Origin of the sequence: Paraburkholderia flava (assembly GCF_004359985.1) — a bacterium.
Classification (GTDB): Bacteria; Pseudomonadota; Gammaproteobacteria; order Burkholderiales; family Burkholderiaceae; genus Paraburkholderia; species Paraburkholderia flava.
Genome location: NZ_SMRO01000001.1, coordinates 1,159,010 through 1,175,498 on the forward strand (window position 1 = coordinate 1,159,010; position 16,489 = coordinate 1,175,498).

Here is a 16,489-nt window from a genome sequence, read left to right on the forward strand (position 1 = left end):
CCGCTCGATGAAATTCCTCCGCACCCTGATCGCAGGCGTCGTCGCATTCGCGTGCGTCGCCGCTCACGCCGAAGATCTGAACTTCGGCATCATCTCGACCGATTCGTCGGCAGTGCTCAAGCAACGCTGGCAGCCGCTGATCGACGACATGAACAAGCAGACCGGCCTGAACGTGAAGGCATTCTTCGCCACCGACTATTCGGGGATCATCGAAGGCATGCGCTTCAACAAGGTTCAGATCGGTTACTTCGGCAATGCGTCGGCGATGGAAGCCGTCGATCGTTCGAACGGCGAAGTGTTCGCGAAGATGCAGTATGCGAACGGCGATGCCGGCTACTACTCGCTGCTGATCACGAACGTGAACAGCCGCTTCAAGACACTCGACGACGTGTTCCGCAACACGAAGGACGTGACGCTCGGTTTCGGCGATCCGAACTCGACGTCGGGCACGCTGATTCCCGGCTACTACCTGTTCGCGCAACACCATACGCCGGTGAACACGTCGTTCAAGACGGTGCTGCCGTCGAGCCACGAAGCGAATCTGCTGGCCGTCGTAAACAACAAGATCGACATCGCGACGAACAACACCGAAATGCTCGCGACGCTGCAAAAGCTGCATCCGGACAAGTTCGCGCAGGTGCGCGTGCTGTGGAAGTCGCCGCTGATCCCGTCCGATCCGCTCGTGTGGCGCAAGGATTTGCCGCAAGCGACGAAGGACAAGCTGCGTACGTTCTTCCTGAACTACGCAAAGACCGATCCGCGTGAAAAGCAGATCATGGCGAACATCACCGGCTACAGCGGCTTCGCGGCATCGAGCGATGCGCAGTTGCTGCCGATCCGCCAGGTCGCGCTGTTCCAGCAGAAGCAGAAGATCGAAGCCGACACGCATCTGTCGGATGACGAGCGCAAGACGCAGACGGCCGCACTCGACGCGAAGCTTGCCGCACTCGACACCGCCGCAAAGCAATGAACGCCGCCGATCTCGACGCGTCCCGCGTAACGGGCAACGCCGCTTCATCTGCCACGAACGGTGCAGCAGCAACCGGCAAGCGCAGTTGGTTGTCGCTCGTGGGCTGGATCGTCGCGATCGCGCTGCTGGGTCTGTCGTGGCGCGGCGCAGATATGCGCCCGCTCGATCTGCTGTCCGACTCCGGCAACATGGGGCAGTTCGCGAAGGACTTCTTCCCGCCCGACTTCGCCGAGTGGCGTGTCTATGTGCACGAACTGCTGATCACGCTGGCCGTTGCGTTGTGGGGCACCGTGCTCGCAGTCGTCTGCGCGATTCCGTGCGGTCTGCTGTCGGCGCGCAACATGGCGCCGCAGTGGGTCGTGCAGCCGGTGCGTCGCATGATGGACGCATGCCGCGCGATCAACGAGATGGTGTTCGCGATGCTGTTCATCGTCGCGGTCGGACTCGGCCCGTTCGCCGGCGTGCTCGCGTTGTGGGTGCACACCACCGGCGTCCTCGCGAAACTGTTTGCCGAAGCCGTCGAAGCAATCGATCCGCGTCCCGCCGAGGGTGTGCGTGCGACCGGCGCGACCGGACTCGACGAGATCGTCTACGGCGTCTTGCCGCAAGTGCTGCCGCTGTGGATTTCGTACGTGCTGTACCGCTTCGAATCGAACGTGCGCTCGGCGATGGTGGTCGGCATGGTCGGCGCGGGCGGGATCGGCGTCGTGCTGTACGAAGCGATCCGCTCGTTCAACTACGCGCAGACGGCGGCAGTGATGATCATGGTGATCGTCGTTGTGACGGCGATCGATCTGATATCTGCGCGGATGCGGGAGCGGGTGATCTGAACGGAGTCCGCGGCCGACGATGCAGGCGGTTCAGTGCGGCGTCGGCGTGTCGGCACCGCTATCGCTCGCCGGTGCCGCGCTGTCCGCGAGATGTTCGCCGGCGAGTGCCCGGCTCACCAGTTTGAAGAAGTCTTCGTAAGCGGACGGCGCGACGATCGTCTTCGACTGCGAGTCGCCGTTGCTGTCCCACACCGTGTTGTCGAACCGCGCGCGCACCGTCGCGCCGCCTCGTCCATCGACGCGTACGCTGACGAGTGCCGTCGTGTACTGATGATCGGGCTTCGCAGGCAACATGCCGACCTTCGATTTCAGCACGCCGCGCAGCACTTCCCGCCACTTCGCGATCAACACCTCGCTGCGACCGCCTTCGACGATGGCCGCGGACGTGTCGGTCGTCACTGGCGCGTAGCCGCTCGCCTTCAACGCGGCTGCCACCGCCTGCAGCGCACTCGCAGGCGTCGCACCGGCGAAGCCGCGCTCGCGCACCTGCTCCAGCACGCTGCGCTCGGCCGGCGTGAGATCGACGGTGACCTGCCGCGAGCTGTAGCGGACCATCTTGCCGCCGGATCCGGTGACCCGCTCGTTCGAGTCCTGATCGTTCGCGCACCCTGCGACGCAGGCCAATGCGCCTGCTGTCGCCAGCGCCACCGCGCCCCGTAAAAACCCAGCCGAAAAACCCGCGCGCATCACATCGAACCTCGCAGTAAATCTCGCATGAAATCGCCGGTATCCGGAAGAGAGCCTTATCGTACGGGGCGTCCACGCTTTCTAAAATTGAAAGTTTCTGCTAGAAGTACAAGCAATTCTTGGAAATGAGAGCCGTCGATGCGCCGCCTGCCGCCCCTGAATGCCCTGCGCAGTTTCGAAGCCGCCGGACGGTTGCAAAGTCTGTCGAAAGCCGCCGACGAACTGTGCGTCACGCACAGCGCGATCACGCAGCAGATCCGCGTGCTCGAGGATTACCTCGGACAGAAACTGTTCGAGCGCAACGGCCGCTCGCTGCAGATGACCCCACGCGCGCGGCACTATCTCGTCGACGTCGCGAGCTGTCTCGGACGGCTGACCGAAGCCACGATGCAGATGACGGACGAAACATCGACCCGCGTGATCCGCATCAACACGTCGGCATCGTTCGCGCACGGCTGGCTGATTCCGCGGCTCGCGTCGTTTCAGGCGCTGCATGCGGATATCGACGTGCAGGTCGTCGTGTCGGCGGAACTGGGCATCGATCACATCGATGAATCGAACGATGCAGTCGTGCGCCGCTACGAACCGAATTTACGTCGTTATGGTTACATGTCGCGCCCGCTGATTCCAAACCGCGCGATCGCAGTGTGCTCGCCACGGCTGCCCGATCTCGCGCGACTACGCGAGCCCGCCGATCTGCGCAGCGCAAAACTGCTGCACTACACGGGCATTGTCGAAGCGTGGCAGTACTGGTTTCTGTGCGCAGGCGTGCCGACCGGCGAAACGCTCGGCGGCCGCTACTTCGACCAGTTTTTTCTGCTCGTGCAGGCCGCGATCAGCGGACTCGGCATCGGGCTCGCACCGCAGGCGATCGTCGCCGACGATATCGAACAGAAGCGTCTCGTTCAGCTGTTTCCCGACGTGCAGCTTGAAGGGCCGCCGTTTCATTGTCTGTATCGCGATGCGCCGCAGGATCGGGAGTTGAAGGTGTTTCTGGACTGGTTGTTTGCGAGTGCGGAGTGACTTGCCGATGACCGACCTGGAAGCGTTACTCGACAACCTGACCGCTACGGGCGCAATCCCCGGCATTTCGCTGGCGACGCTTCGAGCCGGCGAACCGGCAACGGAACATTACTTCGGTATTCGCGGCACTCACGATCGCTCGCCGGTCGACGCACAGACCGTATTCGAAGCAGCATCGCTCACGAAGCCGCTGGTGTCGTTCATCGCATTGCAACTCGTCGATGAAGGACTGCTCGACCTGGATCAACCGCTCGTCGACATTTGCGGCGAGTACGTTCCCGACGACGTCAGAGCGCGCGAGATCACCGCACTGCACGTCCTGACGCACACAAGCGGATTGCCCAACATCGTCCGGCAAGACGCGCCGTTGAAAACTTACTTCGCGCCAGGCGAGCGCTTCAGTTATGGCAGCAGCGCGTTCGGCTGGTTGCAGCGTGCGATGCAGACGGTCACCGGTTGTTCCCTCGAAGCGTTGGCCCGCAAACGCGTTTTCGAACCGCTGGGCATGCGGCATTCGAGCCTCAAATGGCAGGAACGCTTCGCGGCGAATCATGCCCAGGGCCATGAATGGGAGGGTGAGCCGGTGCCGAAGCGTCGCGTCGAAACAGCGCAGGCATCGTGGTCGCTACTGACGACCGCGTCGGACTATCTGCGCTTCGTTCAGTCCGTGCTGAATGCGCAAGGACTCACGAACCGGATGCATACGCGATGCTTCGCGCCAGCGGTACATGTGCGTGAAGGCGACCCGGAAGACCTGACCGGAACGAACGCGCCCGACCTCGACGTGGCATGGGGATTGGGCTGGGGGTTGGAGCCCGCGCAGGAATGTTTCTTTCACTGGGGAAACATTCCGGGGTTTCGCGCGTACGTCGTCGGCAATCGCATAACGCGCGATGCCGCTGTATGGTTTGCCAATTCGGCGCGCGGGCTGAGACTCGCGCATCCGGTTCTTCCGGAGGCGGTTCCCGGCGATCATCCGTCGGTACGATGGTTGCAGATCGGCAGGCTATGAACGCGCCCCTTGCGCAACGTCACACCGACAGTGCAATTTTCTCCAGCGGCCCAACGGTTGCATCGAGCGCATCCGCAAGCGTATTGAACGCCGGCGCGATCTCATCATCAGGCACGCACGCATAGCCGAGCAGCAACCCCAACGGCGCACTCGCCGGCTGCGCGTAATACCCGGACAACGCCCGCACGACAATATTGCGTTCGAGTGCCGCCGCAGCCGCCGCGCGATCGTCGGTGCCGTCGGGCAAACGCATCACCAGATGCAGTCCCGCATCGCCGCCCACCGCCGCGAACGCATCGCCGTAACGTTGCGCGGCGGCATCGAGCAACGTCTGCCGACGCTGCCCGTACAGCGTGCGCATCCTGCGAATATGCGACGTGAAATGCCCCTCCGCGATGAACTCGGCGAGCACCGCCTGCTGCAACAACTGCCCCTCGCGATACAGCTCCGCGCTCGCGGTCGCGAAGCTCTCGGCGAGCGCTTCGGGCACGACCAGATAACCGACCCGCAACCCCGGAAACAGCGTCTTCCCAAAGCTGCCGACGTAGATCACCTGTCCCGCTGTGTCGAGCCCCTGCAGCGACGCGAGCGGCCGGCTACCGTAGCGAAACTCGCTGTCGTAGTCGTCCTCGATGATCCAGCATTGATTCTGCCGCGCGTACTCGAGCAGCATCCGCCGCCGCGCGAGGCTCATCACCATCCCGAGCGGATATTGATGCGACGGCGTGACGAGCATCAGCTTCGGCGGCTGCGCGAGATCGGCGGGCGATGGCGCGATGCCTTCGTCGTCGACGGGGATCGGCCGCGACTGTAGCCCCGACACGTGCAGCACGCTGCGCACGCCCCAGTAGCACGGATCCTCGGTCCAGATCACGTCGCCGGGATCGGACAGCAGCCGCACCGCAAGATCGATCGATTGATGAATGCCCGTCGTGATCACGATCTGCTCCGGCGTGCAGCGCACCGAGCGCGACGTATGCAGGTAATCGGCGAGCACGTGACGCAGCAGCGACAGCCCGCCGCCAGGCGCGTAGGTCAGCAGATCGGGACGCGGCGTGCGCCAGTACTTCGCATTCAGCCGGCTCCACACACGCGCCGGAAACCGCGACACGTCCGGTACGCCCGGCATGAACGCGCCGCCCTGGCGTCTCGACACACCCGCTCCCGCGATCAGCCGGGCGCCGCGTTCGGACAGCGTGCGCGGCGCGTCGGCTTCCGAAGGCGCGGCCGTCTGCTCCGGCGAAGGGGCGACGTCCAGGCCGATCACATCGTCCGGTGCGCTTTCGGCGACGAACGTACCGCGCCCCGTCGCCGACGTCACATAGCCTTCGAGCACCAGTTGCTCGAACACCTGCGTCACCGTATTGCGCGCGATGCCGAGTTCGGCCGCGAGCAGCCGCGACGACGGCACGCGGCTGCCGGCCGGCAGTTCGCGCGACAGAATCGCCTGCTGCAGCAGTCGGTGCAGTTGCCGGTAGACCGGCTGGCCGCTGCCCCGGTCGAGGCGCTGCGCCAGCCAGTCGGACAGAACGCTCGCACGCATGAATTGGCTCCTACGTTTTTATTGAAATGGCTCTAAAGATAAGAGCCAAATTTGATTATAGTCGCGGCATACGGTCTCGCGGCACTTCGCTGCCCGGCCGCGCCATCCGACCGGATGCGACTACCTGAGACCCACCGAAAACGAAGGAGATCGACGTGAAGAATGCCGAACTGAAGAGCCGCAAGGACGCCGCCACCCCGCGCGGCGTCGGCGTGATGTGCGATTTTTACGCGGAGCGCGCCGAGAACTCGGAGCTGTGGGACGTCGAGGGCCGCCGTTATATCGACTTCGCCGCCGGCATCGCGGTGAACAACACGGGCCATCGTCATCCGAAGATCGTCGCCGCGATCCGCGAGCAGCTCGATCACTTCACGCACACCGCGTATCAGATCGTGCCGTACGCGTCGTACGTCGAACTCGCGGAGAAGATCAACCGTCGCGCGCCCGGTGATCATCCGAAGAAAACCGCGTTCTTCACGACCGGCGCCGAAGCGGTCGAGAACGCGATCAAGATCGCGCGCGCGGCCACCGGCCGTCCGGGCGTGATCGCGTTCACCGGCGGCTTCCACGGCCGCACGATGATGGGCATGGCGCTGACCGGCAAGGTCGCGCCGTACAAGCTCGGCTTCGGTCCGTTCCCGTCGGACGTGTTCCATGCACCGTTCCCGAATGCGCTGCACGGCGTGTCCGTCGAAGACTCGCTGAAGGCGATCGAATTCATGTTCAAGGCCGACATCGATCCGAAGCGTGTCGCCGCGATCATCTTCGAACCGGTGCAAGGCGAAGGCGGTTTCTATCAGGCGCCGGTCGAATTCGTCCGCGCGCTGCGCAAGCTGTGCAACGAGCACGGCATCCTGCTGATCGCCGATGAAGTGCAGACCGGCTTCGCACGCACCGGCAAGCTGTTCGCGATGCATCACTACGACGTCGTGCCCGATCTGATGACGATCGCGAAGAGCCTCGCGGGCGGCATGCCGCTGTCCGGCGTGGTCGGCCGCGCGGAGATCATGGATGCGGCCGCGCCCGGCGGCCTCGGCGGCACGTATGCGGGCAACCCGCTCGCAGTGGCGGCCGCGCACGCGGTGCTCGACATCATCGACGAAGAGCAGCTGTGCGAACGCGCTGTCAAACTCGGCGACCGCGTGAAGGCGAAGCTCACCGCGTTGCAGCGCGACGTTCCGCAGATCGCCGAAGTGCGCGGTCCGGGCGCGATGGTCGCAGTCGAGTTCTGCAAGCCGGGCTCGCACGAGCCGGACGCGGAATTCACGAAGCGTGTGCAGACGCGCGCGCTCGAACGCGGACTGCTGCTGCTCGTGTGCGGTGTCTATTCGAATGTGGTGCGCTTCCTGTTCCCGCTGACGATCCAGGACGCCGTGTTCGACGAAGCGCTGTCGATCCTCGACGAAGTGCTGAAGGAAAGCATCGCGGCAGCTGCGTAACGCTCTGCGCTTTCCAGCGCTTCTTCAACGCTTCGCTAGCGGCGGCGCGGCTTCGCGCCGCCGCCTCTATCCTTTCTCTTGCACCGAATCCGCGAGACGACCATGACCGCACCGACACTCAACGACGCCTCCCTCTTCAGACAGAAGGCCTACGTGGCCGGCCAGTGGGTTGCGTCCGACGACGAAAAAACCTTCGACGTGAACAACCCCGCGACCGGCGAGATCGTCGGCAGCGTGCCGAAGATGGGCCAGCAGGAAACCCGTCGCGCGATCGAAGCGGCGAACGCCGCATGGCCCGCGTGGCGCGCGAAGACCGCGAAGGAACGCGGCAAGATTCTGCGCACGTGGTCCGATCTGATGCTGCAGCACGCAGACGATCTCGCGCTGCTGCTGACGATCGAACAAGGCAAGCCGCTCGCCGAAGCGAAGGGCGAGATTCAGTACGCGGCATCGTTCTTCGAATGGTTCGGCGAGGAAGCGAAGCGCGTGAACGGCGACACGATTCCGACGCCCGCGAACGATCGTCGCATCGTCGTGACGAAAGAGCCGATCGGCGTATGCGCGGCGATCACGCCGTGGAATTTTCCGGCGGCGATGATCACGCGCAAGGTCGGACCCGCGCTCGCGGCTGGTTGCCCGATCGTCGTGAAGCCCGCTGAAGCGACGCCGTTCTCGGCGCTCGCGCTCGCGGTGCTCGCCGAGCGCGCGGGCGTGCCGCCCGGCGTGTTCAGCGTGGTGACCGGCGATCCGCGCGCAATCGGCGCGGAAATGACCGGCAACCCGACCGTGCGCAAGCTGTCGTTCACCGGCTCGACGCCGGTGGGTCGTCTGTTGATGGAGCAATGCGCGCCGACCGTGAAGAAGGTCTCGCTCGAACTCGGCGGCAACGCACCGTTCATCGTGTTCGACGATGCCGATCTCGATGCGGCGGTAGCAGGCGCAATCGCGTCGAAGTATCGCAACAGCGGACAGACCTGCGTGTGCACGAACCGCTTCTACGTACACGACAAGGTGTACGACGCGTTTGCGGAGAAACTGAGCGCGGCCGTCGGACAGTTGAAGGTCGGACGCGGCACGGACGCAGGCGTCACGCAGGGGCCGCTGATCAACGAAGCCGCCGTGCTGAAGGTCGAAGCGCACATCGAAGACGCGCTCGCGAAAGGCGCGCGCGTCGTGTCGGGCGGTCATCGTCATGCGCTCGGCCACGGCTTCTTTGAACCGACGATCCTCGCCGACGTCACGCCCGCGATGAAAGTCTCGCGCGACGAAACCTTCGGGCCGCTCGCACCGCTGTTCCGCTTCTCGTCCGACGACGAAGTGGTCAAGCTCGCGAACGACACCGAATTCGGACTCGCCGCGTACTTCTACAGTCGCGATATCGGCCGCGTGTGGCGCGTCGCTGAAGCGCTCGAGTACGGGATGGTCGGCATCAACACCGGACTGATCTCGAACGAGGTCGCGCCGTTCGGCGGCGTCAAGCAGTCGGGGCTCGGGCGCGAAGGGTCGCAGTATGGGATCGACGATTACGTCGTGATCAAGTATCTGTGCATGGGCGGGATTTAAGCGGACAGCACCCCGTGATGCAAAGCGGGTAATTGCATCGCGCACACTCAAGGCGCACCGGTCATTGCCGATAAACCGTGTTGATCTTTACACGGAATAGCGCAATGACCGGCAACGAAAAAATCACCGCGATAATCGCGGGACTCAATCTCATCATCACCGCCGCAATCGCAGTCACCGGATACAACATGGTGACCCGCGTGCAACAAGGCATCGATCAGGCCCGTCTGCAGATGGACCAGACGAAAGCCAACATCGACATCTCGAAGTTCCTCAACGATCTGCGTCCGGTCGCGGTCGTCGACTGCACCGCGAACGAACTGACGCCAAACTCGGTACGCGTCGCGTGCAACCAGAAGAACATCGGCAGCCAGCGGATTCTCATGGACCCGCCGGAGGTGCGTCTACGGCAACGCGGCGGCGACACGTTCTACGCGACCAAGGGCTATGTCGTGAAGCAGCAATCCGGCAACGTGCTGCCGATCGGCACGTCGGGAGGCATCGCCTATCTGGTCCAGGTGCCCGGCATGTCGGCCGTCGACTGGGCGAAAGTCGAGGTCGTGACCGATCTCACGGCGAAGACCGACCCGACGATTCTCGACATCGCGCGGCAAACGCTGCACGATCGCGTCGCGCCGGAAAAACTCGACGCACTCGCGATGCAGACCTACGAGTTCACGAGTACCGTCGTGCCGCTTCAACCGGTAGCCGCGCCCGCTTCTCCGGCTACCGCTCCGCTGCCGACCGTCTCCGCGCCCGCCGCTAATTAACTCGATGCGAGCGCCGCAGGTTTAATCCACCGACACCCCATCGAACCGATGACTGCCGAGCGGCGACAGCAGCATGTCATTCACGCGCTTCGATACCGGCAGCGACGTGATCGAGTGCGCGATCGGCGTGTACGGCACCTTCTGCTTGAACACGACCTGCGCCTGTTCGTATAGCGCAGTGCGCGCGGCCGTGTCCGGCTCGGAGCGAGCCTTGACGATCAGTGCATCGAACGTCGGATCGCACCACTTCGACATGTTGCTGCCGTGCACCGCATCGCAGCCGAGCAGCGTGCCGAGCCAGTTGTCCGGGTCGCCGTTGTCGCCGGACCAGCCGTACAGGATCGCGTCGTGCTCGCCGTTCGCTTTTGCGCGGCGGTTGTATTCGCCCCACTCGTAGCTGACGATCTTCGCGCGCACGCCGATCTTCGCCCAGTCCTGCTGGATCAATTGAGCCATCAGCTGCGCGTTCGGGTTGTACGGACGCTGCACGGGCATCGCCCACAGCGTAAGGTCGAAGCCGTTCGGAAAACCTGCCTGCGCGAGCAGCGCTTTTGCCTTCGCGGGATCGTACGGCGCGTCCTTCAGCTTCGCGTTGTACGACCATTGCATCGGCGGCATCGGGTTGGTCGCGATCGTCGCCTTGCCTGCGTAGACCGCGCGGATGATCGCGGGTTTGTCGATCGCCATGTCGAGCGCGCGCCGCACGTCGACGTGATCGAGCGGCGCATGCTGCGTGTTGTATGCGACAAAGCCCACGTTGAAACCGACGCCCGACACGAGCTTCAGCGACGGATTGTGCTCGACGGTCACGACGTCGGCCGGTCGCGGAAACGCCGACACCTGGCATTCGCCGTTCGCGAGCTTCTGGATCCGCGCGGCCGGATCGGGCGTGATCGCGAAGACCAGATGCGCGAGCTTCACGTCGGCGGGACGCCAGTAGTTGGGATTCCCGTCGAAGCGGATCAGCGCGTCCTTCTGATACGAGCGGAACACGAACGGCCCGGTGCCGACCGGCAACTGGTTGATGTCCGCCTCGCGATGCGCGGCACTCAGCTGCGCCGCGTATTCGGCCGACAGGATCGACGCGAAGCTCATCGCGAGGTTGCGCACGAACACCACGTCGGGCGACTTCAGATGGAAGCGCACCGTGTAATCGTCGACCTTCTCGATCCGCTCGATGTTGCGATCGAAGCCCAGATCGCTGAAGTACGGAAAGCTGACCGGGTACGCCTTGCGGAACGGCATCTCGGGATCGAGCATCCGGTTGAACGTGAACAGCACGTCGTCGGCGTCGAAATCGCGCGTCGGATGGAACCACGCGGTGGTCTGGAATTTCACGCCGTGCCGCAGATGGAACGTGTAGGTTCGCTGATCGGCGGATGTGTCCCAACTCGTGGCGAGCATCGGTTCGAGATCGAGCGTGCCGCGATGGAACTGCACGAGTTCGTTATAGACGGTGTAGGTGCTTGCGTCGAAATCGGTGCTGGTCGTGTGCTGGCCCGGATCGAAACCGGCGGGGCTGCCTTCGCTGCAGAACACGAGCGTCTTGCCGGGTGCGGCGCTCGCCGGCGCTGAGGTCGCGACGAAGGCGCCTATCGAGCACGCGGCGAACAGACCGGTCAGCGCGAGGCGGCGCGCAGTGCGTGTGCAAACGCTAAAAGAAAATGGCTTCATGGGGGCGATCCGGACAGGGAGAACCGGTGATGGGACGCGCTGACGTCACGCGTTCGTGTCGTTTGAGCATAGCCTGACGATTTTCCGCATGCACGTGTGCGGTCGCCAACAATAAATCGGCACAAGAATATGCGCGGGGGTGCTAAGGGTTGTGTGTCGCAGCGACTGTGTCCGCGATGACCGCCGCTCGTCATCTGCTGCGCACCGACCTTGCTGGCGCGTTGACCGGTACCGCTACCGCCGAAGCAGACGCATCGTGCGTCATGTCGCAAGGCCACGCGCCCTACGCGACGACGCTTATTCCCGGAGAAAAAACCATGTAATCTTTCGTATTTTTTCCGGTATCACAAAAATGATTCGACCGTCGGCGCACGCGGCCATGCAGGTCTCGACAGGGGTGTCGCTCGATCGCGCGACGGGGATGGGCTTGACTTCGCTTGCCGTTATGCGCGCGCGGCGGGCTTTCCAGTTGACCGTTGTCGCGATGTTTCTCGCGGCCGGCAATGGCTTCTTTTCGGCTGACGCGGCAGCGGCCACGCCCGCCGCCAGCAACGCTGCGACAACCAACACCACTGCTGCGACCGCCCCTGCCCCGGGCAACGCCACCGCAGCCACAACCAGCCCCACCCCCGACCACGCCTGCGGCACCACCGGCGGCGACCCGCGCCGCCCTTCGGTCGGCCTTGTGCTGTCCGGCGGCGGCGCGCGCGGCTACGCGCATCTCGGCGTGCTCAAAGTCCTTGAGGAAAACCGCATTCCGGTCGACTGCATCGCGGCGACCAGCATGGGCGCGGTCGTCGGCGGGCTGTACGCGAGCGGCATGACCGCGAAGGAAATGCAGGACCGCCTGGCGTCGGTCAATCTCGCCGACATCGCGTTCGACGTCACCGCCCGCTCGGACCTGCCGCAGTCGCGCCGCGAAGACGAGCGGCTGTATGTGAACAGCCTGTCGTTCGGCTTCGGCAAGAACGGCTTCCGGCTGCCCGCCGGCCTGGTGCAGGGCAACCGGCTGCAGGCGCTGCTGCAGGACTGGACCGCAGCGGTCCCCACGAACCAGTCGTTCGACCAGTTGCCGATCCCGTATCGCGCGATCGCAACCGATCTGCGTACGGGCCAGCAGGTCACCCTCGAGCAGGGTTCGCTGCCGCTCGCGATCCGCGCGAGCATGGCGCTGCCCGGTCTGTTCGCACCGGCCGACGTGAACGGCCGCACGCTCGTCGACGGCGGTCTCGTCAGCAATCTGCCGATCGAAACCGCGCACGACATGGGCGCGAACGTCGTGATCGCGGTGGACATCGGTTCGCCGCTGCGTCCGCTCGACGCGCTCGCGTCGCCCGCCGACGTCGCGCAGCAGATGATCGGCATCCTGATCCACCAGAACGTCGCGCTGCAGCGCAAGCAGCTCGGACCGCAGGACGTGTTGATCGAGCCGCAGCTCGGCGCGCTCAGCTTCACCGATTTCGCGAACGCGAAGCAGGCGATCGCCGCCGGCGAGGCCGCCGCGCGCGCCGCGCTGCCGGCGTTGAAACATCTGGCGTTGTCGCCGGAACAGTACGCCGCGTATCGCGTGGCCCACTCGGCACACGAGTCCGCGCCGATCCGCATCACCAGCATCGATATCTCGGCACCGGGGCGCGTACCGGAGAAGCGCATTCGCGACACGCTGCATACGCATCCCGGCGACGTCTACGATCCGAAGGCGCTGAACAAGGATCTGCTGTCGCTGACCACGGCCGGCGACTTCGAGAGCGTCACGCAGCAGTTGATCAACGACGGCGACTCGCACACGCTCGTCATCGACGCGAAAGAGAAATCGTGGGGACCGAATTTCCTGCTGTTCGGCCTCGGGCTGTCGAGCAGTTCCACTGATGAAGGCGGCTTCCGGATGCACATCGGCTACCGGCGGCCATGGCTCACCGGTTCGGGGCTCGAGGCGCGCTTCGACTCGACACTTGGCAGCGATCTGATCAATATGCACGGGGAGTTGCGGCAACCGCTGTCGGACCAGTTCGGGTACTACATCGCGCCTTATGTGGGCCTGGAACGTCGGTACGTCAATATCTACGACCCCGACACCAACTTCAAATTCACCCAGTATCACCAGCAGATAGAGCGTGCCGGCCTCGACCTGGGCCTCCCGCTGTCGACGCTCGGCGACTTCCGGATCGGCGTCGAATACGCGCACGGTTCCGGGTCGGCCGTCTACAACTTTCCCAACACCGACGATCAGGGCAACATCATCCCGGGGACGGCGTTCTCGCCGTACTACGGACGGCAGGTTAATGCGCATGCGCAGCTCGTCATCGATCAGCTCGACGATCCACTCTTTCCCCGGAAGGGGTACTTTGCCGACCTTCGCGTCGAACGGGCGCTGTCCGGCGGAAACAATGACGGGCTGGCGGACGGCAACTCGCGCTATACGGAGGTCTACGGCAAAGCGCTGGTTGCGGCGAGCTTCGGCCGGCACAGCGTCAACGCAAGCGTCGAGGCAGGCAACGATTTCGGCGGCGCGAACCCGGTCAACCCGTTCGACTTCACGCTGGGCGGCTTCCAGCATCTGTCCGCGTACGGCGCAGACCAGCTCGCCGGCAACACGATGATCTACGGGCAGATGACCTATATGAATCAGCTCACCGCCTTCAATGCGTCGATCTTTCACGCACTGTTCGCGGGTGTCAGCGTCGAAGCGGGGAACGTCTGGAACAACAGCGTGTTCGATAACGGCAAGGGCCCGCTCAAGCGCAGCGTGACGTTCTTCACCAGCCTGACGAGTTCGTTCGGGCCACTCTATCTCGGTATCGCACTCGCGCCGGGCGGCCGCTATAACTTCTACTTCCAGCTGGGCCACACCTACTGAGCGTCGCCGTTGCCCTGCGCCGCGCGCGCCAGCCCGGCGGGCCAACTCATTTCGAAGCGCGCGCCGCCGAGCATCTGCGGGTCAGTCACTGCGATGCGCCCCTTGTGGGCATGCAGCACCTGACGCGTGATCGCGAGACCGAGGCCGTAGCCGCCGGTATGCCGGTCGAGCCGCACGAATGCATCGAAGATGCGCTCGCGCTCGTCGGGCGGGATGCCGGCGCCGTCGTCCTCGACGAAGATCTCGACGTTGCCGTGCCGCAGCGCCAGGCCGACGACGATCCGTTCGCGTGCGTACTTGCTCGCGTTGCGCAGCAGGTTGCGCATCGCGTACGACATCAGCCGCTTGTCCATCGTCACGCGGAGTTCGTGGTCGACATCGACTGTCGGCACGATTTCGCGGCTCGTATAGAGCAGCGTCGCATCGTTGACCTGACCGTCGAACCATGCGGCCAGCACGGTCGGTTCGAGATTCGATTGCAGCGAGCTGTATTCGAGCCGCGCGTACGTGAGGCTCATGTCGATCAGCTCGTCGAGTTCGGTCACGTCCTGATCGATGCTGGCAAGTGCACTGTGATATTCGGCGGCCGATGCCGGTTCGCGCAGGATTTCCAGCGCGAAGCGCACGCGGGCGAGCGGCGTGCGCAGTTCGTGCGAGATGCCGTTGGTCAGTTCGCGCTGCGCGGCGATCAACCGTTCCATCCGCATCGCGAGTGCGTTGAGCGTCCGAGCGAGCGGCCCGATGATCACGCTGTGCGACTCTTTCGCACGCGTGTTGAAGCGGCCGCCGGTGAAGTCGATTGCGCGTTCGCGGATGATCACGAGATCGAGCCAGACCGGCCGCATCCAGCCGTACCCAGCGAGCGCCGGTGCGCCGAGCGTCACCAGCGCGACGAGCGGCAGTCCGCCCGGCAGCGTGCGCAACGCCTGCCACACGGTGTGCGGACCCAGTGCGACGGCAAGACCCAGCAATGGAATCGCGGCGACCAGCAGCGCGAGCGTCAGCAGACGCACGTAGACCCGCACGTAAAGCCGCGACCAGCTCGGCACGCGATCCGCGCGCGTGTCGGTCCACGAGCGCCTGAAGCGCAGCAGACGCCATTTGCAATAACGGTAGACGGAGAGCTTGCGCGCGGCAGCGGTGTTCATGGTCACGGACGAAGGATCGGCGAGCGACGCGGCTTGCAGCGTGTGCTGATCCATGTCGCGGCCGCTCGCGCGGCTCACGTTAGCACATCGCCGCGTGCAACGAAATCGAGCGTGCGGGCGGCCACGGTGTCGCGTTCGTTGTCGAGCGTGATCATGTGATAGCTGTCGGTGAGGCGTACGAAGGTCACGTCGCGCGAGCCGAGGTGTTTGCAGAGAAACTCGGCCGAGCGGATGCTCGTCACTTCGTCCTCCTCCGAATGCACGACCAGCGTGCGGCACGCGATCCGATGCAGCGCGCGCTTCACGGCGAAGCGCATCCGGTCGACCTCGGCGATCGCCGCGAGCGGCACGTACGGATAGTGCACGCCGCTGCCCTTCTGCAGATGCCGACGGATCAGATTGCGGATGCGCGCGTTCTTGATGCCGAACGGTTCACCTTCCGGCACGCGGATCAGATGACGCAGGCCCGGCACGCAGTACAGCAGATAACGCAGCGGCTGCAGCCTGGAACCGTTCCAGCCGTCGAGGAACAGCGGCGGCGACAGCAGGATCAGCCGGCCGCGCGTCACGCGTTCGCGCGCACACAGCATCAGCGCGAGCAACGCGCCCATCGAGATCCCGGCGACGTCGACCCGCGCATAACGCTCCGACAGTTCGCGATAGGTCTTGCTCAACAGCTGCATGTAGTCGGCGAGGCTCACGTCGTTCAGCTTGTCCGGCGACGAGCCGTGCCCAGGCAGCGACGGAAGATAGACATCGCAGCCGCTCTCCTCGAGCTTCTTGTCGAGCGAACCGAAGTCGTGACGTGTCCCGCCGAGCCCATGAATCATCAGGACGGCGTGACGGGCAGCAGGAAGAGAACAGACGGACATGACGCGGGCACATGTAGCAGTGAAGCCCGGATGGTAGAGAAGACGTGCGCGCGCGACTGTCGATTTGCGGCGCCGTCTGTAGAGTTTTGTCGAGCGCGCGT

At 64.3% G+C, this 16,489-nt stretch carries 14 protein-coding genes; 9 read left to right on the forward strand and 5 right to left on the reverse strand.

The window, feature by feature from the left end:
* Positions 1-7: 7 nt before the first annotated feature.
* Together phnD and phnE are read left to right on the forward strand one after the other, a co-directional pair.
* Positions 8-970, forward strand: coding sequence for a phosphonate ABC transporter substrate-binding protein (gene phnD / locus E1748_RS05075; protein ID WP_133646043.1), 963 nt, complete (start codon positions 8-10; stop codon positions 968-970).
* Positions 967-1,800 carry a phosphonate ABC transporter, permease protein PhnE gene (phnE, locus tag E1748_RS05080; RefSeq protein WP_133646044.1) on the forward strand — a complete coding sequence of 278 codons (834 nt, stop codon included), beginning with the start codon at positions 967-969 and terminating at the stop codon, positions 1,798-1,800. The genes phnD and phnE overlap by 4 nt, the downstream gene beginning before the upstream one ends.
* A 30-nt stretch (positions 1,801-1,830) precedes the next feature.
* On the opposite strand, the gene E1748_RS05085 is transcribed toward phnE, so the two are convergent.
* Positions 1,831-2,424, reverse strand: a complete 594-nt coding sequence (locus E1748_RS05085; protein WP_205965193.1) for a hypothetical protein — start codon at positions 2,422-2,424, stop codon at positions 1,831-1,833.
* 201 nt (positions 2,425-2,625) lie between these two features.
* Between E1748_RS05085 and E1748_RS05090 the strand changes: the two genes are divergently transcribed.
* Both E1748_RS05090 and E1748_RS05095 read left to right on the forward strand, forming a co-directional pair.
* A complete protein-coding gene (locus E1748_RS05090; RefSeq protein ID WP_133646045.1) occupies positions 2,626-3,510 on the forward strand; it encodes a LysR substrate-binding domain-containing protein in 885 nt (294 codons plus the stop codon).
* A gap of 7 nt (positions 3,511-3,517) precedes the next feature.
* Positions 3,518-4,522 carry a serine hydrolase domain-containing protein gene (locus E1748_RS05095; RefSeq protein WP_133646046.1) on the forward strand — a complete coding sequence of 335 codons (1,005 nt, stop codon included), beginning with the start codon at positions 3,518-3,520 and terminating at the stop codon, positions 4,520-4,522.
* Between the two features lie 19 nt (positions 4,523-4,541).
* On the opposite strand, the gene pdxR is transcribed toward E1748_RS05095, so the two are convergent.
* The gene (pdxR, locus tag E1748_RS05100; protein ID WP_133646047.1) at positions 4,542-6,065 is read right to left on the reverse strand and encodes a MocR-like pyridoxine biosynthesis transcription factor PdxR; all 1,524 of its coding nucleotides are present in this window, start codon (positions 6,063-6,065) and stop codon (positions 4,542-4,544) included.
* A 155-nt stretch (positions 6,066-6,220) separates the two neighbouring features.
* Between pdxR and E1748_RS05105 the strand changes: the two genes are divergently transcribed.
* The 3 genes from E1748_RS05105 (at position 6,221) to E1748_RS05115 (ending at position 9,837) form a co-directional block, all read left to right on the forward strand.
* Positions 6,221-7,504, forward strand: a complete 1,284-nt coding sequence (locus E1748_RS05105; RefSeq protein WP_133646048.1) for a 4-aminobutyrate--2-oxoglutarate transaminase — start codon at positions 6,221-6,223, stop codon at positions 7,502-7,504.
* A gap of 102 nt (positions 7,505-7,606) precedes the next feature.
* Complete coding sequence (gabD, locus tag E1748_RS05110) at positions 7,607-9,067, forward strand: NADP-dependent succinate-semialdehyde dehydrogenase (RefSeq protein WP_133646049.1); 1,461 nt, start codon at positions 7,607-7,609, stop codon at positions 9,065-9,067.
* A gap of 104 nt (positions 9,068-9,171) precedes the next feature.
* Positions 9,172-9,837 carry a hypothetical protein gene (locus tag E1748_RS05115; protein ID WP_133646050.1) on the forward strand — a complete coding sequence of 222 codons (666 nt, stop codon included), beginning with the start codon at positions 9,172-9,174 and terminating at the stop codon, positions 9,835-9,837.
* Positions 9,838-9,858: 21 nt separating this feature from the next.
* Here E1748_RS05115 and E1748_RS05120 read toward each other — a convergent pair whose 3' ends face one another.
* Positions 9,859-11,511 carry an ABC transporter substrate-binding protein gene (locus tag E1748_RS05120; RefSeq protein WP_133646051.1) on the reverse strand — a complete coding sequence of 551 codons (1,653 nt, stop codon included), beginning with the start codon at positions 11,509-11,511 and terminating at the stop codon, positions 9,859-9,861.
* 176 nt (positions 11,512-11,687) lie between these two features.
* Here E1748_RS05120 and E1748_RS31420 point away from each other — a divergent pair, with 176 nt between their 5' ends.
* Entirely contained in the window at positions 11,688-11,834 is a 147-nt protein-coding gene (locus E1748_RS31420) for a hypothetical protein (protein ID WP_166653505.1), read from the forward strand.
* A 161-nt stretch (positions 11,835-11,995) separates the two neighbouring features.
* Positions 11,996-14,368: a patatin-like phospholipase family protein gene (locus tag E1748_RS05125; RefSeq protein ID WP_240766499.1), complete on the forward strand. Its 2,373-nt coding sequence runs from the start codon at positions 11,996-11,998 to the stop codon at positions 14,366-14,368.
* On the opposite strand, the gene E1748_RS05130 is transcribed toward E1748_RS05125, so the two are convergent.
* A complete protein-coding gene (locus E1748_RS05130; RefSeq protein WP_133647238.1) occupies positions 14,362-15,516 on the reverse strand; it encodes an ATP-binding protein in 1,155 nt (384 codons plus the stop codon). The two genes, E1748_RS05125 and E1748_RS05130, sit on opposite strands and share 7 nt — an antisense overlap.
* A 74-nt stretch (positions 15,517-15,590) precedes the next feature.
* Entirely contained in the window at positions 15,591-16,388 is a 798-nt protein-coding gene (locus E1748_RS05135) for an alpha/beta hydrolase (protein ID WP_133646052.1), read from the reverse strand.
* Positions 16,389-16,489 lie beyond the last annotated feature (101 nt).

Coding starts and splice junctions, on each gene's coding strand:
- E1748_RS05095 (WP_133646046.1), top strand. CDS start 3,518: ATGACCGACCTGGAAGCGTTACTCGACAACCTGACCGCTACGGGCGCA.
- E1748_RS05120 (WP_133646051.1), bottom strand. CDS start 11,511: ATGAAGCCATTTTCTTTTAGCGTTTGCACACGCACTGCGCGCCGCCTC.
- phnD (WP_133646043.1), top strand. CDS start 8: ATGAAATTCCTCCGCACCCTGATCGCAGGCGTCGTCGCATTCGCGTGC.
- pdxR (WP_133646047.1), bottom strand. CDS start 6,065: ATGCGTGCGAGCGTTCTGTCCGACTGGCTGGCGCAGCGCCTCGACCGG.
- E1748_RS05130 (WP_133647238.1), bottom strand. CDS start 15,516: ATGAACACCGCTGCCGCGCGCAAGCTCTCCGTCTACCGTTATTGCAAA.
- gabD (WP_133646049.1), top strand. CDS start 7,607: ATGACCGCACCGACACTCAACGACGCCTCCCTCTTCAGACAGAAGGCC.
- E1748_RS05115 (WP_133646050.1), top strand. CDS start 9,172: ATGACCGGCAACGAAAAAATCACCGCGATAATCGCGGGACTCAATCTC.
- E1748_RS05125 (WP_240766499.1), top strand. CDS start 11,996: ATGTTTCTCGCGGCCGGCAATGGCTTCTTTTCGGCTGACGCGGCAGCG.
- E1748_RS05090 (WP_133646045.1), top strand. CDS start 2,626: ATGCGCCGCCTGCCGCCCCTGAATGCCCTGCGCAGTTTCGAAGCCGCC.
- phnE (WP_133646044.1), top strand. CDS start 967: ATGAACGCCGCCGATCTCGACGCGTCCCGCGTAACGGGCAACGCCGCT.
- E1748_RS05135 (WP_133646052.1), bottom strand. CDS start 16,388: ATGTCCGTCTGTTCTCTTCCTGCTGCCCGTCACGCCGTCCTGATGATT.
- E1748_RS31420 (WP_166653505.1), top strand. CDS start 11,688: ATGACCGCCGCTCGTCATCTGCTGCGCACCGACCTTGCTGGCGCGTTG.